Source organism: Pseudomonas sp. P7548, from assembly GCF_013386585.1.
Lineage (GTDB): Bacteria > Pseudomonadota > Gammaproteobacteria > Pseudomonadales > Pseudomonadaceae > Aquipseudomonas.
The window spans coordinates 74,614-89,992 of record NZ_JACARO010000051.1; the positions used below are offsets into that span (position 1 = coordinate 74,614).

The following is a 15,379-nucleotide window of genomic DNA, read 5'->3' on the forward strand; positions in this document are numbered from 1 at the left end:
CGGCGTCCTCCCTGACCCCGCATGCCGCCGGCTGGAGATGCTCGGGGGCTGGACTGGCGCCGCGCGGGGCAAGCCCGCTCACTACAAAGTTCGGCGGCACACTGATGATGTTTTTTGAGGAATGCTGAGTTCATGAGTACTTCTTTTACGGACTTGCCGATTGTGCGTGGCGAGCGCTTGGATATCCGCCCCAACCGCTCCCTGAGCATTGCCCACCACGTGGGCGCCACCAAACCCGACACGGTGGTGTTTTTCTGCCACGGCGCCGGGGGCAACAAGGACCAATGGCGCCTGCAATGGCAGGCCCTCAAGGCCGACGGCTACAGCCTGGTGGCCTGGGACCTGCTGGGCCATGGCGACAGCGCCAAGCCTCGCGACGAAAGCGCCTACGCCTGGTCGGAACTGGTGGCGGACTATGGGGCGATCCTGCAGCGCTACGGGCGCGCCCATAACCTGATCGTGGCCCATTCCTTTGGCACCGGACTGAGCCTGAGCACACTCTTGGCCGACAGCGGTGTGACCGTCGAAGCGGTGCTGTTGCTGGGCACGATGTTGCACCGGCCGGTGACCCGTGGCGGGTTGATGTCCTTGCCCGCATGGCTGCTCGAATGGCTGCGGCCGCTGTTGGCCAAAGGCTTTCGCGAGCGCGCCTGGCACGCCACGGCCGACCCGGCGCTGGTGGCCTATGAAGAGAAGCTCACCGAGCGCAACCCGCTGTACATGTTCAAGGCACTGATGAAACATGCGCGCTGGCCCGACGCCTCACGGATCCCCACCCTGACGTTGCCGATGAGTGTTCTGGCCGGTGACAGCGACGGCTTGACGCCCGCCAGTGGCGGCCAGGCCCTGGCCGCGCAATTGCCCAATGCGCAGTTCCAGGTGCTGGAGGCGTGCGGTCATCAACTGATGCTGGAGAAGCCCGTGCAGGTGCTGAATGCATTCAACACCTTGCTGGCAAAACGCTTATAACCAAAAAACCATCAGCTATGCGATTCAGCTATTGGATTGTTCATAAGGTAATGCATTTAATTCGGGACCTAACTCATTGTTGCACGGAATAAATCAGCGTCTTCGCGCGTTGTAATGAGTCATCGTTCCGCCTTAGAGATTAGCCATGAGCAACCCCGTTGCCGCAGCACCCGCGCCGTTGGTCCGTGTGCGTCACCTGAGCAAGGCCTTTGGCGCCCAGTCGGCGCTGGATCAGGTCAGCCTGGATATTTACCCGGGTGAAGGCGTGGCATTGCTGGGGGCCAGCGGGGCCGGCAAGTCGACCCTGGTGAAAATCCTCGGCGGCCTGTTGGCGCCGGATACGGGTGAGGTGTGGGTCGATGGGGTGCAACAGCGGTTTGTTTCGCCGTTGTCGGCCCGTCGCGTCGGCATCGTGGCGGTGCACCAGCGCCCTGATGACGGTATTGCCCCCGGCCTGAGCGTGGCCGAGAACCTGTTGCTCGACGAGCTGTGCCAGCCCGACGCCGACTTCCTGCTCAACCGCAAGAACCTGCTGCAACGCGCCCAGGCCATCGCCGACGGGCTGGGCCTGGACCTGCCGCTGCAACACCCGGTGGAGCGCCTCGGCCAGGGGGATCGGCAACTGCTGGTGCTGGCCCGGGCCTTTGCCCTGCAACCCAAGTTGCTGATCCTCGACGAGCCCACCGCTGCCCTGTCGGCAACCGATGCCGAGCGCCTGCTGGGCCTGATCGACAGCCAACGCGCCCGGGGCGTGGCCATCCTCTACATCTCGCAACGCTTGTCCGACCTGCAACGGGTGACCAACCGCGCCATCGTCCTGCAGGAAGGCCGCCTCACCAGCGACCTCAACACACGGCACCTGCCGAGCGCGGCCTACACCCTGTTCGGCGATGTGGCCGAGCACCCGCGGGTCACGCCGGACAAGACGCTGCCGGTTCCGTTTCTGGAGCGCTTCACCCGCGCCGGGTTTATCCGCAACCGGGCGGAAGGGCGGGCGGTGCAGGAGCAACTGGCGGGGTTACGGGTCGATCCTGGCGTCGCGGGCTTGCCCCCGAAGCGCGGATACACGCCGGACGTCTAGTGATGCGCCGTGCGGTGCCCGTTTATCCCGTTCATTTGCGGGCCGGGCGTTTATTCCCCAGACTGGTACCCCCGGCAAACTTCAGTAGCCCAGAATGCCTGACACCTTGCTTCCCCTGGCCCTGCCTGGCATTGCGCTGCGACGCTGGCGCCTGCTGCACCGCGTCAAACAGCTGCATGCCGCGCAGCTGTTCGGCGTCACTCAGTCGACCATTTCGCGTTGGGAAAGCGGCACGCAATCCATGGACTGCGCGGCACACAAGCAGTTGGAGGGCTTGTTGGCGGCTCGCCTGGATGGAGCGGCCGACCAAGTGCTGGCCCGGTTGGTCAGCGAGAGCCCACGGCCCATGCACCTCATTTGTGACCTGACCCATCGTTTGCTGGCGTGCTCGCCGGGTCGGGCCGCCGAGTTCACCCAGCCTGTCAGCGAGTTGCTGGGGCAGTCGCTCTGGCGTTTCGCGACGCCGGACATCGTCAGCAAGGAACTGGCCCTCAAGGCCTCCGGATGGCGGGACGCGTTGGCGCCGCCGGCGCTGGAGTTCACCACGGGTGCCAACGACTCCCTGCTCGTCCCCATTCGCCCCGGTCGTTGCCGCTGGACGCGAATTCCACTCTCGGACGGAACGGCCGCGCGCCTGGTCGAGACACTCTGAAGCACGGCTGCGCGCATATTTTATGCGTGGACGTCCACCCCTGCCGCGCCTAGGCTGGTAATGACGGCGTATAGCGTATGCAGAGGGTGTAATGGAGATTGAAACAATCAAGGGGCGGCTTGAATTTCTTCGCGAGGCGGAAAAACTCAAGGACGTGCTCAGAAGCGCGCACACCTCGTCGGGGCGCGCCGAAAGCACGGCGGAACATAGCTGGCGCCTGTGCCTGATGGTGATGGTCTTCGCCGACCAACTGGCCCATCTCGATGTGCTGAAGGTGCTCAAGATGTGCGTGATTCATGACTTGGGCGAGGCGATCCATGGGGACATTCCTGCCGTCAGCCAGGCGTTGTTCCCCAACAAGGGCGAGCAAGAGCGAAACGATCTGCTGAGCCTGACCCGCACCTTGGATGACAGGCTGCAGGCCGAGGTGCTGGCGCTCTGGGATGACTACGAACGTGCGCAGTCGCCCGAGGCCCTGGCCGTCAAAGCGCTGGACAAGCTGGAGACCCTCCTGCAGCACAATCAGGGCAAGAACCCACCCGGTTTCGACTATGAGTTCAACCTGGCCTACGGCAAGCGCTATACCGATGCCGACCCCCTCTTCCAGTTGCTTCGCAGCCTGATTGACGAGGGCACCCGGGAGAAAATCATCATCAACAGCAAGGCCTGCGACGAGTAGTTCGCTGGCCTATCGGGCCGATGGCACAAACGCCACGCTGCCACCGCCACGCTTCTGAAACAGCCGCTCGCCATTGTCCGGTTGGGTGGTGATCACCTGATGATCAGCCCCCAAGTACGCCAGCGGCGTGGGGTCGTCCTTGGAGTATTGCGCGAAGATGATCGTGCGTTGCGGGTCGAAGGTTTGGCCGCTGGTTTTTTCCAGCCAGGCCAACATCGCGGCGCTGTCGCCCTGGCGTGGGAAGTCCTGGGTTTCGGCGACGTAGTAGAAGGGTTTGCCGCCGTTTTGCAGGTACATCGGCAGCTTGTTGTCGACTTCCACCAGCACCATCTGCCACTGGTTCCAGGGCGCGGTCTTGACGGCCTGGGTTCGCACGTCTTCGACGAAACGGGTGACGCCGCCGTTGCTGTTGGTCCACGGGTAGACCACACCCAGCACCAGCAGCATCAGTGCAGCGGCGATGCCAAACCCTTTCTGCCAACGCGGCCAGCTGGCTGGTTTTTTCTGCAGGCGTTCGCTCACCCACCAGGCGGCCAGCAGTTGTGCAAACGGCACCAGCGGCAGCACGTAGTAGCTGCGGCGGCTGCCGCTGGCGGTGAAGAACACAAACAGCAGGCCCAGGCCCCATACCAGCCAGCGCACGTTGGGCGGGGATTGCTTCCAGTGCCGTAGCGCCAGCCACAGGCCAAGCACCCAGCACGGTGCCCAGGGCAGGGTGTAGGCGGGCAGGTAGATCAGGTAGGTGTAGATCGGCCCCATGTGGTCGAAGGGGTCGAAGAAGCGCACCACGTTTTCCTTGAACACCAGTTCCAGGCCGCTTTCGCCGTAGGTCGGTGCGCCGTAGAGGTGGGACAGCACGAACGGAATGGCATAGAACCCCGCCGCAATCACCAGCGCCAGCAGCACGCGCAGGTTGAGGTGACGTTTGTAACGCCCCTGGCTGAGCAGGTGTGGCAGCAGCACCAGGCCGGGCAGCACAAAACCGATCAGCCCCTTGAACAGCGACGTGGCCGCCAGCAGCAGGAAAAACACGCAGTAGCGGCCCAGCCGAGTGTCATCCGGCCCACGCCAGTACCACCACACGGCCGCCAGCACGCCGCACACGGTGAGTATGTCGGCGGTGGCCACCCGGGCCCAGAACAGGAAGTAGAAGGTGGTGGCGAGCATCCAGCCGGCAATCAGCCCGGTGCCCTTGCGGAACAGGCGCTCGCCGATCAGGTAGACCAGCCAGATGCTCAGCCACGCCGCGATCACCGACGACAGGCGCAACGACCAAGGGCCGAGCCCGCCCATCAGGTTGGCAAAGCCGGTGATCAGCCAGTACGACGGCAGGGGTTTGTCGTAGTAGGGCGCGCCCTTGAGAAACGGGTCGAAGTAATCGCCGCTTTGCAGCATCTGCAGGGCGATGTTGGCCCAGCGGGTTTCCGGCCCCCACAAGTCGCGGCTGCCCAGGCCTGCCAACAGCAGCAGCGCCGAGACGCCCAGCAGCAACAGCAGGGCGCCGCGTTCGGTTTTCCAGACACTCATGGGGCTGTACTCGTGGCAAGCGCCGCGTTAAGGAAGTTTCGGGTAAATGATGAGTAACAAGGCGCCCTTGCGATACCGTTTGCCGCCCGCAGGCAACTGGCCCTCCTCGCGATGTTCGCTGGTGCTCTTGACCCGCATCAGCACGCCGACCGAACCCTGTTGGCGGGCCTCGGCCAGCCACGGCTGCACACTCTCCAGGCTGACTTTGCGGTGCACTGAACCCGCGTACTTGAGGCCATAGCGCAGCTCGCCTTCGGTGTCGTAGAACGCCACTTCTGGCCTGCGCAGGCGCCAGGACAAGGCAGACGCCGAACCCAACTCGTTGCTCAGCAAAGCATGGGTTTGTTGCAATTCATCCAGATGCTCCAGCACAAACTGGTCGGGCATTTCGTTATCGGTGATCTCTTCGGGCATGCCGGCCGGCAGCAACGCGACCAGCAGGCCGATGCCCAGCGCCGGCATGGCCCACAGCGTCAGCGGGCGGAACGCTTGCAGCAGGTTGGCGAGGATCCAGCCCAGCAGCACGATAAAGGCCAGGGACAGGCTGAACATCTCTGCGTGGCTGTTGCTGTAGAGCGGGTCATCGATCTGCAGGTAGATCAGCGCGCCCATGGCCACGAGGCCGATGGCGAAGTTGAGCAGGCCGTTGCAGCGCAAGGCGCGGGTCTTGCCCTGGTTGAGTTGGTCGATCAGGGCGTGCCCCATCAGCAAGGCCAGGGGCAGCAGGCACGGCATGATGTAGGTCGGCAGCTTGCCGTTGCTCAGGCTGAAAAAGCCCAGGGGCAGCAGCAGCCACAGGGCCAGGAACACCATCTTCGGCTGGGCTTTTTCTTTCCAGGTCTTGAGCGCGGTGCTGGGCAACAGCGCCGCCCACGGCAGGCACGACACCACCATGATCGGCAGGAAGAACCACCACGGGCGGGCGTGCTGGGCATTGTCGGCAGAGAAACGACGGATGTGCTCGTGCCAGAAGAAAAAGCGCCAGTAGTCCGGCTCCTGCAGATGAATCGCCCACACCCACGGCAGACACACCACCACGGCGACTAGGATGGCCAGCGAGCCATAGCGCACCAGCTCACCCAGGCGGCGTTGCCAGAGCATGTAGGGCACAGCGATCAGCACGGGCAGCAGCCAGGCTAGGAAGCCCTTGGTCATGAAACCCATGGCACAGGCCACGCCCAGCAATACCCAGGCACGGAGTCGGCCGCGGGCCGTCTGGCTGTCGAGGGCAAACCAGAGCGCAACGAAGCTCAAGTTGACCCACAACGTGAACTGCGGATCGAGGTTCGAATACCCGGCTTGCCCGGCCACCAGGCCAAAGCTCATGTAGAGCAGGGCGCAGGCGAAGCTCTTGCGTGGGTCGTTCCACAGGCGGCGTGCGATGACGTAGGCCAGCAGCACGCTCAGGCCGGTGGTGAGGGCTGAGGCAATGCGCACGCCGAACAGGTTTTCACCAAACACTGCCTGGCCCAAGGCAATCAACCAGTAGCCGGCAGACGGTTTTTCGAAGTAGCGCACACCCATGAAGTGCGGTGCCACCCAGTTGCCGCTCAGGAGCATTTCCTGGCTGATCTGGGCGTAGCGTGTTTCATCCGGAATCCACAAGCCATGCAGGCCCATGGGCAACAGGTAGAACACGGCGAAGGCCAGCAGCAACACGGGCAGGGGTTTCAAACGGGTCATAAAAACGTCGCTCCTTGACGTTCAATGGCAGAAAAAGGGTGCAGGAAAGTAGTAGTGCAAAACATCAAAGTGTTCACTAAGTCACTGAAAATAATCATGGCGTCCCTAACTAACAGGCACAACTAAACATGCCAGAAACGGGCTGTCGTTTTGCTGAACACGACAGCCGCTGGATATGTAAAAAAGTGTGTTTAAAGTTGTTTGAGCGCGGCGGGCCAATCCTGGCTGTTCATAATGCCCAGGGTCTTGAACTTGCCATTGGGCAGTACCTTGACGAACAGCGCGCTGCCGTATTCGGCGGTGATGGCATGGGGGAACCCCAAGGCCTGTTCGAAGTCGTTGATGCACGCGCTGTGCGTGATCAGCACCAGGTTGTGGTCGGGGCGTTTGTTGCTGAGGATCTCTTCACCCATGGCGTCTCCACAGATGGCCAGCGGGCCGGCGGACAGCTCGGTCTTGCCGAAGACGAACAGTGACGTCTGGGCGGTGCGAGTGGTGGGGCTGCTGAGCACGTCCGTCGCCTGCATGCCCAGGGCGTGGAAGGCTTTGCCCAGTTCGCTGGCGTGCTGCGTGCCGTTGATCGTGAGGCCGTCGGCCGGACCGAAGCAGGGATTTTTCGAGCGGTCGCAGCGTTCTTCATGGCGTACCAGCACCACCACGTCGCCGTTGCGCCAACTGGCCAGGAGCCCGGAGTTGATCAGGTGGTTGCGCACGCCCAGGTTCGTCGGCGACCGAGGCCAGAACACGAAACCGGACACCAGCAGGCTGACGATGGCCATGCCCAGCCAGAGCCTTTTCAGGCGCCTGAAAAGGCCTCGGCGCACACGCGGTTTGGTCAGGGTAAGGTCAACCACACTATTCACCATGGGCACTGTTGGCAGTGTTGTTATCAAACAGGCGCAGCGCATTGACGGATGCCCGTAGTGGAGTAGGAGACTGTCACAGGGCTGCTGTCTTTTCGCTGAACATCCAGCTGTTAAAAGTTGCCGTCATTGGCAACTAACAAGTTGCCGCTCTACGACGCGTGGAGGGCAATGTAGAGAGGCATGGGTGGGCGGCCGGTGAAATCCATGTGAAAAATTCGCACGGCGCGCAAAGTCAGCCGTTATCCTCGTTGGCAGTCCCCCGAGCGAGCGTATGTATGTTGCACGTGCAAGGTGTTCTCAAAAGTTACGCCACCGCGCAAGGGCCCCTGGCGGTGCTGGCAGGTGTCGACTTGCACTTGGCGGCGCGCAGCAGCCTGGCGCTGATGGGCGAGTCGGGCAGTGGCAAGAGCACCTTGCTGCACCTGGTGGCCGGCCTCGACCGAGTGGACGGTGGCAGCATCCAGGTGGGCGAGCAGCGCCTTGACCAATTGAGTGAGGCGCAACTGGCCCACTGGCGGCGCACCGAGATCGGCCTGGTGTTCCAGCAGTTCAACCTGATCGGCAGTTTGCGCGTGGAGGACAACCTGGCGTTCCAGGCGCGCCTGGCCGGGCGTCTTGATCCGCAGTGGCAGGCGCACCTGGTGGAGCGCCTGGGGCTGGGCGACTTGCTCAAGCGCTACCCGGAGCAGCTCTCCGGTGGCCAGCAGCAGCGGGTGGCGGTGGGGCGTGCATTGGCCTCGCGGCCGGGCTTGTTGCTGGCCGATGAACCCACCGGCAATCTCGACGAAGCCACCAGCGATGACGTGCTGCAACTGTTGCTGGACCTGTTGCGCGACAGCCCCACCAGTCTGCTGATGGTCACGCATAGCCCGCGCATTGCCGCACGGCTCGACCACCAGGTGATGTTGCAGCGTGGGCGCGTCGTACCGGCGGACGCGCGTTGAGGTGGGCGTTTTTTATTGGGCGTTGCGTGCGCTGCTGAGCCACTGGCGGCGCCATCCCGTGCAGTTCTTCAGCGTGTTGACCGGGCTGTGGCTGGCCACGGCGTTGTTGACCGGTGTGCAAGCGCTCAACAGCCAGGCGCGGGACAGCTACGCCCGCGCCAGCCAATTGATTGGCGGTGAGCCTCAAGCCAGCCTCAGTGCGACCGGTGCATCGAGCTTCCCCCAGGCCCTGTTTGCCCAACTACGTCGCGCGGGGTGGCCGGTGTCGCCGGTGGTGCAGGGGCGGGTGGTGCTCAAGGGGCATGACGAGGTGCGCCTGCAACTGATGGGCATCGATCCCGTGTCATTACCCGGTAATGCCGCAGTGGCCGGGCAACGCCTGAGCCAGGCGCAGATGGCCGCGTTCTTCGCGCCGCCGGGACGTACTTGGGTGGCCCCGCAGACATTGCAATCCCTGGGGCTGCACCCGGGTGATCAACCGCAGACGGCAAGCGGGCAGGCCTTGCCGCCGTTGCAGGTTCAAACGGACATGGCCCCCGGGTTGTTGCTTACCGACATCGGCTTTGCCCAACCCTTGCTGGAGATGCCTGGGCGTTTGTCGCGGCTGCTGCTGGACAACGCCTTTGCCGCCACCCATCCCACTCCGCCTGCCGAGTTGCAACTGCATCAGGCCGAGGACAACAACCTCTCACGGCTGACCGAAAGCTTTCACCTGAACCTCGACGCGCTGGGCTTGCTGTCGTTTGTGGTAGGACTGTTTATCGTGCATGCCGCCATCGGCCTGGCGCTGGAGCAGCGGCGCGGGCTGCTACGTACCTTGCGCGCCTGCGGGGTCAGTGCGCGGATGCTGATCCTCAGCCTGGGGGTGGAGCTGGGCGTGTTGTCGCTGCTCGGTGGCGTGCTCGGCGTGGCCAGCGGTTACCTGGTGGCCAGCCTGCTGCTGCCGGACGTGGCGGCCAGCTTGCGTGGCTTGTACGGCGCCGAAGTGCCCGGCCAGTTGAGCTTGAGCCCTGGCTGGTGGTTGAGCGGGTTGGGTTTGAGCCTGCTCGGTGCACTGTTGGCAGGGGCAGGCAGCCTGTGGCGAGCAGCGCGCCTGCCGTTGCTGGCCCTGGCCAATGCCCAGGCCTGGCACGAGGCCCATGGGCGCTGGTTGCGACGCCAGGGTTGGGTGGCGGCTGCAGCGTTGCTGGTTGCGTTGTTGGCGCTGGGATTGGGCAACAGCCTGGCCGCCGGTTTTGTGCTGATGGCCGCGTTGCTGTTGGGGGCTGCCCTGGGTTTGCCGGTGATCCTCAATGCGGTATTGAAGGCGGTGCTCGGGCGCAGCCGCTCGGTGCTGGGGCAATGGTTTCTCGCCGACTGCCGCCAGCAACTGCCGGCGTTGAGCCTGGCGTTGATGGCGCTGCTGTTGGCGCTGGCGGCGAACATCGGCGCGGGTTCCATGACTTCGGGCTTTCGCCAGACCTTCAATAATTGGCTGGAGCAACGCCTTACCGCCGAGCTGTATCTCAATCCGCAGAACCCGGCGCAGGCCGAACAAATGAGCCACTGGTTGGCGCAGCAGCCAACGGTGAAAACGGTGCTGCCGACCTGGCAAGTGTCGACGCAGTTGCAAGGTTGGCCGGCCGATGTGTTCGGGGTGATCGACGACCCTACCTATCGCCAGCACTGGCCTTTGCTTGACGCGGTTAATCAACCGTGGGACCAGTTGCAGCAGGGCGACACCTTGATGCTCAGCGAGCAACTGGCGCGGCGCTTGAACGTGCGACTGGGTGATGAGGTGAGCATTCCCACGCCTCAGGGGCCCTGGTCACCCACGGTGGTGGGTATCTAAGCCGACTACGGCAACCCCAAGGGCCATGTGCTGGTCAATTCCTCCCACTTGCTGGCCCATTGGCCGACGCTGTCACCGGCCCGCTTTAACCTGCGCATGGCGCCCGAGGATGTGGCGCCGCTGGTGCGGGACGTGCAGCACGCATTTGCGCTGGAGGACAGCCGCATTGTCGATCAACAGCAGCTTAAGGGCTATTCGAGCCAGGTGTTCGAACGCACCTTTGCCGCCACCGCCGCGCTGAACAGCCTTACCCTCGGCGTGGCCGGCGTGGCACTGTTCATCAGCCTGTTGACCCAGAGCCAGAGCCGCCTCGGCCAGCTCGCGCCGCTGTGGGCGCTGGGGGTGACGCGCCGCCAACTGATGCTGCTCAACCTGGCGCAGACCTGGCTGCTGGCGCTCTTGACCCTGGTGCTGGCGTTGCCTCTGGGGCTGTTGCTGGCCTGGTGCCTGGACGCGGTGATCAATGTGCAGGCGTTCGGTTGGCGCCTGCCGTTGCAGGTGTTCCCGTGGCAACTGGCGCAATTGCTGGGGCTGGCGATGTTGGCCACGTCCCTGGCGTCGGCCTGGCCGCTGTGGCAGTTGTACCGCAGTCGCCCGGCGGATTTGCTCAGGACCTTTGCCCATGAAGATTAAGGCGTTGCTGGTTGGGGCCTTGTTGGTGCTGTTGAGTGCCTGCGATCAGGCGCCCGCACCCCAGGAGAGTTTCGCCGGCTTGGGCAGCGCGGCGGCGGACTTTGCCCAGGTGGTGCCGGGCAAGGTGTTCAGCTTTCCCGAGGACCATGGGCCTCACGCCGGTTTCCGCATCGAGTGGTGGTACGTCACTGCCAATCTCAAGGATGCCGACGGCCACGTGTTCGGCGTGCAATGGACCTTGTTCCGCAACGCCCTCAAGGCCGGGCCGGCACAGGCGGGGTGGCAGGACCCGACGATCTGGCTGGGGCACGCGGCTGTCACGTCGGCCACCCGGCATTACGCCGCTGAGCGTTATGCGCGTGGGGGTGTTGGCCAGGCGGGGGCCCAGGCGGCGCCGTTCAATGCGTGGATCGACGACTGGAGCTTCGCCACTCGCCCCGGCGCCGCAAACCCCCTGGCCGACATGCAACTCAAGGCCCACGGCCCGCAGTTCGCCTACGACTTGCACCTGACCTCCAGCCGCCCGTTGGTGCTGCAAGGTGACAACGGCTACAGCCGCAAATCCGATCAGGGCCAGGCGTCGTATTACTACAGCCAGCCGTTTTTCACCGCCAGCGGCAGCGTGACGATCGATGGCAAGGCGTATCAGGTCAGTGGCACCGCGTGGCTCGAACGCGAGTGGAGCAGCCAACCCCTGGCCGCCAGCCAGACCGGCTGGGACTGGTTCTCCCTGCACCTGGACCGTGGCGAACAGTTGATGCTGTTTCGCGTGCGGCAAACCGACGGCGGGGGTTACCTGACGGGCACCTGGATCGATGCGCAGGGCCGCACCCAGACCTTGCACAACGCCGACATCCAGCTCACGCCACTGGCCACCACCGACATCGACGGGCGCCGTATTCCCACGCGCTGGTCGTTGAAAATCCCCGGCAAACAGCTGGATATCACCCCCCAGGCGGTCAACCCGAAGGCCTGGATGAACCTGAGCATTCCTTACTGGGAAGGGCCGGTGCAGTTCGACGGCGGGGTCGGCTATCTGGAAATGACCGGCTACTAGGTGAAGAAAATTTCATAAAAATACTGGACATGCATACAGTATCTGGCTAGATTCCATCCCAGGTGACCGGATGTCACCTGAACTTCAGTTTTTAACTATGGATGGATAAAAAATGAAATCGAAAAAAGCCTTTATGTTGGGCGCGGCCATGGCGGCCTCCTGCTTTGTCTCGGCCTTTGCCCTGGCCGAACAATATCCTTCGCAAGCCCTCCCCAAGGTGAGCGCCCAGGCCGTCAAGGAGGCGGTGCACAAAGCCCTCAAGTCCGGTGGCAAGCTCGACGCCAAGCCGGTTGCCTCCCCGCTTCAGCAGAAGCTCAAGGCGGCCATGACCGCAAAAGCGCCGGCCAAGGCCGTGGCGAGCAAGGCGGCGAAACTCTCCGCCGTTGCCACCGTCGACAGCGAGCTGAAGAAGCCCGACCAGGACAAGCTCAAGGTCGCGGCGGCCGAGTTTGCACCGCTGTTCCCGACGCTGGACATCAACACCCTCTACACCCTGAGCGAAGTGCAGACCGGCCAGGATTTCCCCTACCACTTCCACCTGCCACAGAACGGTCGTGCGCTGGTGCAATTGGTTGACCAGAGTGCGGGTGCCAACATGTCGCTGAGCCTGTTCCGCGACGATGGCCAGGGCAACCTGGAGCTTCTCGGTACGTCCGACAACCCGGGCAATGCCGATGAATACCTGAGCGCCGTGCTGCCGGCAGGTGACTACTACTGGTACATGGTGGCCAATGAGGCCAACAACGCCCAGTTCAGTTTTGGCGTAGGGGTGGACTTCAACATCGATGCCTATGAACCCAACGACACCCCGCAGACCTCGTTTGTGCTGCCTGATGCCTTGAACCGCGTGACGGGCAATATCGACAACCCCAACGATATCGACTACTTCGCCTTCCAGGCCACCCGTGGCCAGAACGTGGCGATGGCCTTGAGCGATGATCAGAAGGGCGTGCGTAACCAGTGGATCTTTGAGCGCCTGGAGGGCAACAACTGGGTGGTGGTGCCGGCCGGTAACAGCATGACCCTCTCCGGAGTCACGCCGGGCTATGTGGCCCAGGTTCGTGTGCGGGCCAACCCGGCCGTGGTCCAGGACCCTACCGCCCAGTACAAGCTCACCCTGGGGTCGGCACCGCGCCTGAACAGCTTCGACGTGAAGGGCGACAACGTGGTCCGCGTGCCGAGCACGATCTTCTGGATGGCCACCCAGGCGGCACGGAACCTGACCTGGAACACCCAATGGTCCGACTCCACGGGCGCACCGCTGCTGGGCGTTACCCCGGTGCTGCGCGTTGACAAGCACTTCACTGGCACCGAGTTCAACTGGACCGACTTCAAGGCCTCCACCGACAGCGCAGGTGCGTCTCTTTCGGGTGCGGCACTGGGCGGTTGCTTCGGCGAGTACCGCGTGGAGTACCCGGACAGCAGCACCGGCGTGAAGTACAACTGGGCCACCACCTTCAACTTCGGCGGCTGGCGGATCGAGCTGGACGAGTTCCCGGGTGTGGGCGTGGGCGGCGACAACGTGCCTTACGTGACCTTCGGGCATATCTGCACCCAGGACATCATCCATTGATGCACTGAGTGAACGAGGAGGGGCAGCCTGCAAGGGCTGCCCCTTTTTTTATTCCCGGGCCAAGGCCAGCTTCAGCGGCAGGCGCGCCATGCTCGTGCTTTTCAGCGAACCGAGGTAGAGCCAGTCGCCGTATTCCCGGGCGGTGGTGATGGGTGAATAGTTACCCGCGCTGCCATCCTGCAGGTTGGCGATGACCTTGCCCTCGGTGTCCAATCCCAGCACGAAGGCTTTGCGCTCGATCGGCTTGGGCACCACCATCAACGCCCGCACCATCACCTTGCGCAGCAACGGGTAACCGGCGAAACCATCCAGCAGCGGGTTGCGTGGCGAGTACAACGCCACCCAGAAACGGTCGTGGCCGTTGAAACTGAGGTTGTCCGGCAGGCCTGGCAGGTTGTCGATAAACAGGTCGTGGCTGCCCGCTCGCTCGCCCTTGAGCCAGTAGCGGCTGATGCGATAGGCGCCGGTTTCATTGACCAGCACGTAGTTTTCATCCGGGCCGAGGGCAACGCCGTTGGCAAATTGCAGATGATCGAGCAGTACCTCGGTGCTGCCGTTGCTGAAGTCATAGCGCAACAGCCGGCCGTCACCGCCGTGTTCGATCACGGCTTCGCCATCCTGCCCATAGCCCCAGCGGCTCGATGCATCGCTGAAGTAGGCATAGCGCCCGCTGGCGTCCACGGTCACGTCATCGGTAAAGCCGAAGGGCACACCATTGGCGCTGCTGCTCAGGGGCACGAGCTGGCGGTTCGCATCCAGTGCGAGCAAGCCCTTGATCCCGTCGGCAATGATCAGGCGCCCATCCGGGTGCAATGCCATGCCGAGGGGACGCCCACCGGTATTGGCCAATACTTCCAGGGTGTGGCTGTCGGGTGAGGTGCGGATGATGCGCCCGTCATGCAGCCCGCTGATCAGAAAACCTTGGGCATCCAACAGCAGGGCCTCGGGCCCGGCGATGTCCTGGGCGCCGATCCATTGCACATCCTTGAGTCGCTGATTCTCGGCAAAGGGCCCCTCTTTCATCGACGGCGCCTTGGGTGGCGACCAGTTCACCGGCTGCACCTTGGTCGGCATCAACAGCAAAAAGGCAATCACGGCCAGCAGCAGTACGAACAGCAGATGACGCAGTTTCTTGGGACGGGTACTCATGACGGTTCCTGGTTGTCGTGGGCGTTCGGCTCCCAGTGCAGGGTGCCGAACAGGTAGTCCATCAGGGGGAAAACGATATTGAAGTTGCGCCCCTGCATGAGTTCGCGGCGGTGGTGCAGGGCGTGCAGGCGGTGCATCTGCCGGATCCACGGCAGGCGCGCCACCGGGTGTTCGGCGGGCAGGTGTTCACAGGCGTGGAACACTTCGTAGAGCAGGTAGCCCAGCAGCATGCATCCGGCGAAAAGCCCGGCGACGTTGGGGCTCAGTTGCTTGAGCAACCACCAGGCGGGCAGGGTGATCGCCAGGCTGTGCAGCACGATCAACCAGGCGGGGAAGAGGATCACACGCCAGTCCCGGGGGCTGTCGTAGGTCATGTGGCCGGGGGTGAAAAAACTGTGGTGGTCACCGGTATGTCGGGCGTAGAACAGCCGGGCGAAGGTGTGTTTGTGGTGGCCGAGGTGGCGGTGCACGAGGTAGATGCACAGGTTGAAGAACACCAGGGTCAGGGGGACGGTCAGCCACTGGAGTGGGGTGATGCTGTGGGTGGAGGACCAGGCCAGGGTGATGCAGGTTGCGCCGTAGCCAAGTACGAATGCGGCGTGCAGCCAGGGGTTGTAGCGGGGGTGGACGTTGGCGCGGTACTGGGCGCGGAAGGTTTCGGTGGGGTGGGGCATGGCTTGGGCTCGGTGTTTTTTTTGTTGGGGTGTGAGCTTAGTCGGTGGGTGGGGTTTTGCT

The 15,379-nt window shown here is 63.4% G+C and carries 12 protein-coding genes and 1 pseudogene; 8 read left to right on the forward strand and 5 right to left on the reverse strand.

Annotated elements, in window-relative coordinates; translation table 11 throughout:
* Positions 1-132: 132 nt before the first annotated feature.
* The 4 genes from HX803_RS21115 to HX803_RS21130 all read left to right on the forward strand — a co-directional run bounded on the left by HX803_RS21115 (position 133) and on the right by HX803_RS21130 (position 3,381).
* Entirely contained in the window at positions 133-969 is an 837-nt protein-coding gene (locus tag HX803_RS21115; protein WP_178923201.1) for an alpha/beta fold hydrolase, read from the forward strand.
* 145 nt (positions 970-1,114) lie between these two features.
* Complete coding sequence (locus tag HX803_RS21120; RefSeq protein ID WP_178923204.1) at positions 1,115-2,050, forward strand: ATP-binding cassette domain-containing protein; 936 nt, start codon at positions 1,115-1,117, stop codon at positions 2,048-2,050.
* A gap of 94 nt (positions 2,051-2,144) precedes the next feature.
* Positions 2,145-2,702, forward strand: a complete 558-nt coding sequence (locus HX803_RS21125) for a helix-turn-helix transcriptional regulator (RefSeq protein WP_178923206.1) — start codon at positions 2,145-2,147, stop codon at positions 2,700-2,702.
* Between the two features lie 91 nt (positions 2,703-2,793).
* Positions 2,794-3,381 (forward strand): HD domain-containing protein, encoded by a 588-nt coding sequence (locus HX803_RS21130; RefSeq protein ID WP_178923208.1) that lies wholly within the window; start codon positions 2,794-2,796, stop codon positions 3,379-3,381.
* A gap of 9 nt (positions 3,382-3,390) precedes the next feature.
* Here the strand turns inward: HX803_RS21130 and HX803_RS21135 are convergent, their stop codons facing one another.
* The 3 genes from HX803_RS21135 to HX803_RS21145 all read right to left on the reverse strand — a co-directional run bounded on the left by HX803_RS21135 (position 3,391) and on the right by HX803_RS21145 (position 7,457).
* A complete protein-coding gene (locus tag HX803_RS21135) occupies positions 3,391-4,908 on the reverse strand; it encodes a glycosyltransferase family 39 protein (protein ID WP_178923210.1) in 1,518 nt (505 codons plus the stop codon).
* 27 nt (positions 4,909-4,935) lie between these two features.
* Positions 4,936-6,591 carry a lipid IV(A) 4-amino-4-deoxy-L-arabinosyltransferase gene (gene arnT, locus HX803_RS21140; RefSeq protein WP_178923212.1) on the reverse strand — a complete coding sequence of 552 codons (1,656 nt, stop codon included), beginning with the start codon at positions 6,589-6,591 and terminating at the stop codon, positions 4,936-4,938.
* Positions 6,592-6,782: 191 nt separating this feature from the next.
* A complete protein-coding gene (locus tag HX803_RS21145) occupies positions 6,783-7,457 on the reverse strand; it encodes a histidine phosphatase family protein (protein WP_178923214.1) in 675 nt (224 codons plus the stop codon).
* A gap of 275 nt (positions 7,458-7,732) precedes the next feature.
* Here HX803_RS21145 and HX803_RS21150 point away from each other — a divergent pair, with 275 nt between their 5' ends.
* The 4 genes and pseudogenes from HX803_RS21150 to HX803_RS21165 all read left to right on the forward strand — a co-directional run bounded on the left by HX803_RS21150 (position 7,733) and on the right by HX803_RS21165 (position 13,495).
* Positions 7,733-8,401, forward strand: coding sequence for an ABC transporter ATP-binding protein (locus tag HX803_RS21150; protein ID WP_178923216.1), 669 nt, complete (start codon positions 7,733-7,735; stop codon positions 8,399-8,401).
* A 1-nt stretch (position 8,402) separates the two neighbouring features.
* Positions 8,403-10,865, forward strand: a pseudogene (locus HX803_RS21155) (FtsX-like permease family protein).
* Complete coding sequence (locus tag HX803_RS21160) at positions 10,855-11,922, forward strand: lipocalin-like domain-containing protein (protein ID WP_178923218.1); 1,068 nt, start codon at positions 10,855-10,857, stop codon at positions 11,920-11,922. The pseudogene HX803_RS21155 and the gene HX803_RS21160 overlap by 11 nt, the downstream one beginning before the upstream one ends.
* A 112-nt stretch (positions 11,923-12,034) precedes the next feature.
* The gene (locus HX803_RS21165; protein ID WP_178923220.1) at positions 12,035-13,495 is read left to right on the forward strand and encodes a hypothetical protein; all 1,461 of its coding nucleotides are present in this window, start codon (positions 12,035-12,037) and stop codon (positions 13,493-13,495) included.
* A gap of 48 nt (positions 13,496-13,543) precedes the next feature.
* Here the strand turns inward: HX803_RS21165 and HX803_RS21170 are convergent, their stop codons facing one another.
* On the reverse strand, positions 13,544-14,644 hold the full coding sequence (locus HX803_RS21170; protein ID WP_178923222.1) for an SMP-30/gluconolactonase/LRE family protein: 1,101 nt from the start codon (positions 14,642-14,644) through the stop codon (positions 13,544-13,546).
* Positions 14,641-15,318: a sterol desaturase family protein gene (locus HX803_RS21175; protein ID WP_178923224.1), complete on the reverse strand. Its 678-nt coding sequence runs from the start codon at positions 15,316-15,318 to the stop codon at positions 14,641-14,643. The genes HX803_RS21170 and HX803_RS21175 overlap by 4 nt, the downstream gene beginning before the upstream one ends.
* Positions 15,319-15,379: the final 61 nt, after the last annotated feature.

Bases quoted from the DNA above. Each gene is read 5' to 3' on its own strand.
- HX803_RS21115 (WP_178923201.1), top strand. From the start codon at position 133: ATGAGTACTTCTTTTACGGACTTGCCGATTGTGCGTGGCGAGCGCTTG.
- HX803_RS21120 (WP_178923204.1), top strand. From the start codon at position 1,115: ATGAGCAACCCCGTTGCCGCAGCACCCGCGCCGTTGGTCCGTGTGCGT.
- HX803_RS21125 (WP_178923206.1), top strand. From the start codon at position 2,145: ATGCCTGACACCTTGCTTCCCCTGGCCCTGCCTGGCATTGCGCTGCGA.
- HX803_RS21130 (WP_178923208.1), top strand. From the start codon at position 2,794: ATGGAGATTGAAACAATCAAGGGGCGGCTTGAATTTCTTCGCGAGGCG.
- HX803_RS21135 (WP_178923210.1), bottom strand. From the start codon at position 4,908: ATGAGTGTCTGGAAAACCGAACGCGGCGCCCTGCTGTTGCTGCTGGGC.
- arnT (WP_178923212.1), bottom strand. From the start codon at position 6,591: ATGACCCGTTTGAAACCCCTGCCCGTGTTGCTGCTGGCCTTCGCCGTG.
- HX803_RS21145 (WP_178923214.1), bottom strand. From the start codon at position 7,457: ATGGTGAATAGTGTGGTTGACCTTACCCTGACCAAACCGCGTGTGCGC.
- HX803_RS21150 (WP_178923216.1), top strand. From the start codon at position 7,733: ATGTTGCACGTGCAAGGTGTTCTCAAAAGTTACGCCACCGCGCAAGGG.
- HX803_RS21160 (WP_178923218.1), top strand. From the start codon at position 10,855: ATGAAGATTAAGGCGTTGCTGGTTGGGGCCTTGTTGGTGCTGTTGAGT.
- HX803_RS21165 (WP_178923220.1), top strand. From the start codon at position 12,035: ATGAAATCGAAAAAAGCCTTTATGTTGGGCGCGGCCATGGCGGCCTCC.
- HX803_RS21170 (WP_178923222.1), bottom strand. From the start codon at position 14,644: ATGAGTACCCGTCCCAAGAAACTGCGTCATCTGCTGTTCGTACTGCTG.
- HX803_RS21175 (WP_178923224.1), bottom strand. From the start codon at position 15,318: ATGCCCCACCCCACCGAAACCTTCCGCGCCCAGTACCGCGCCAACGTC.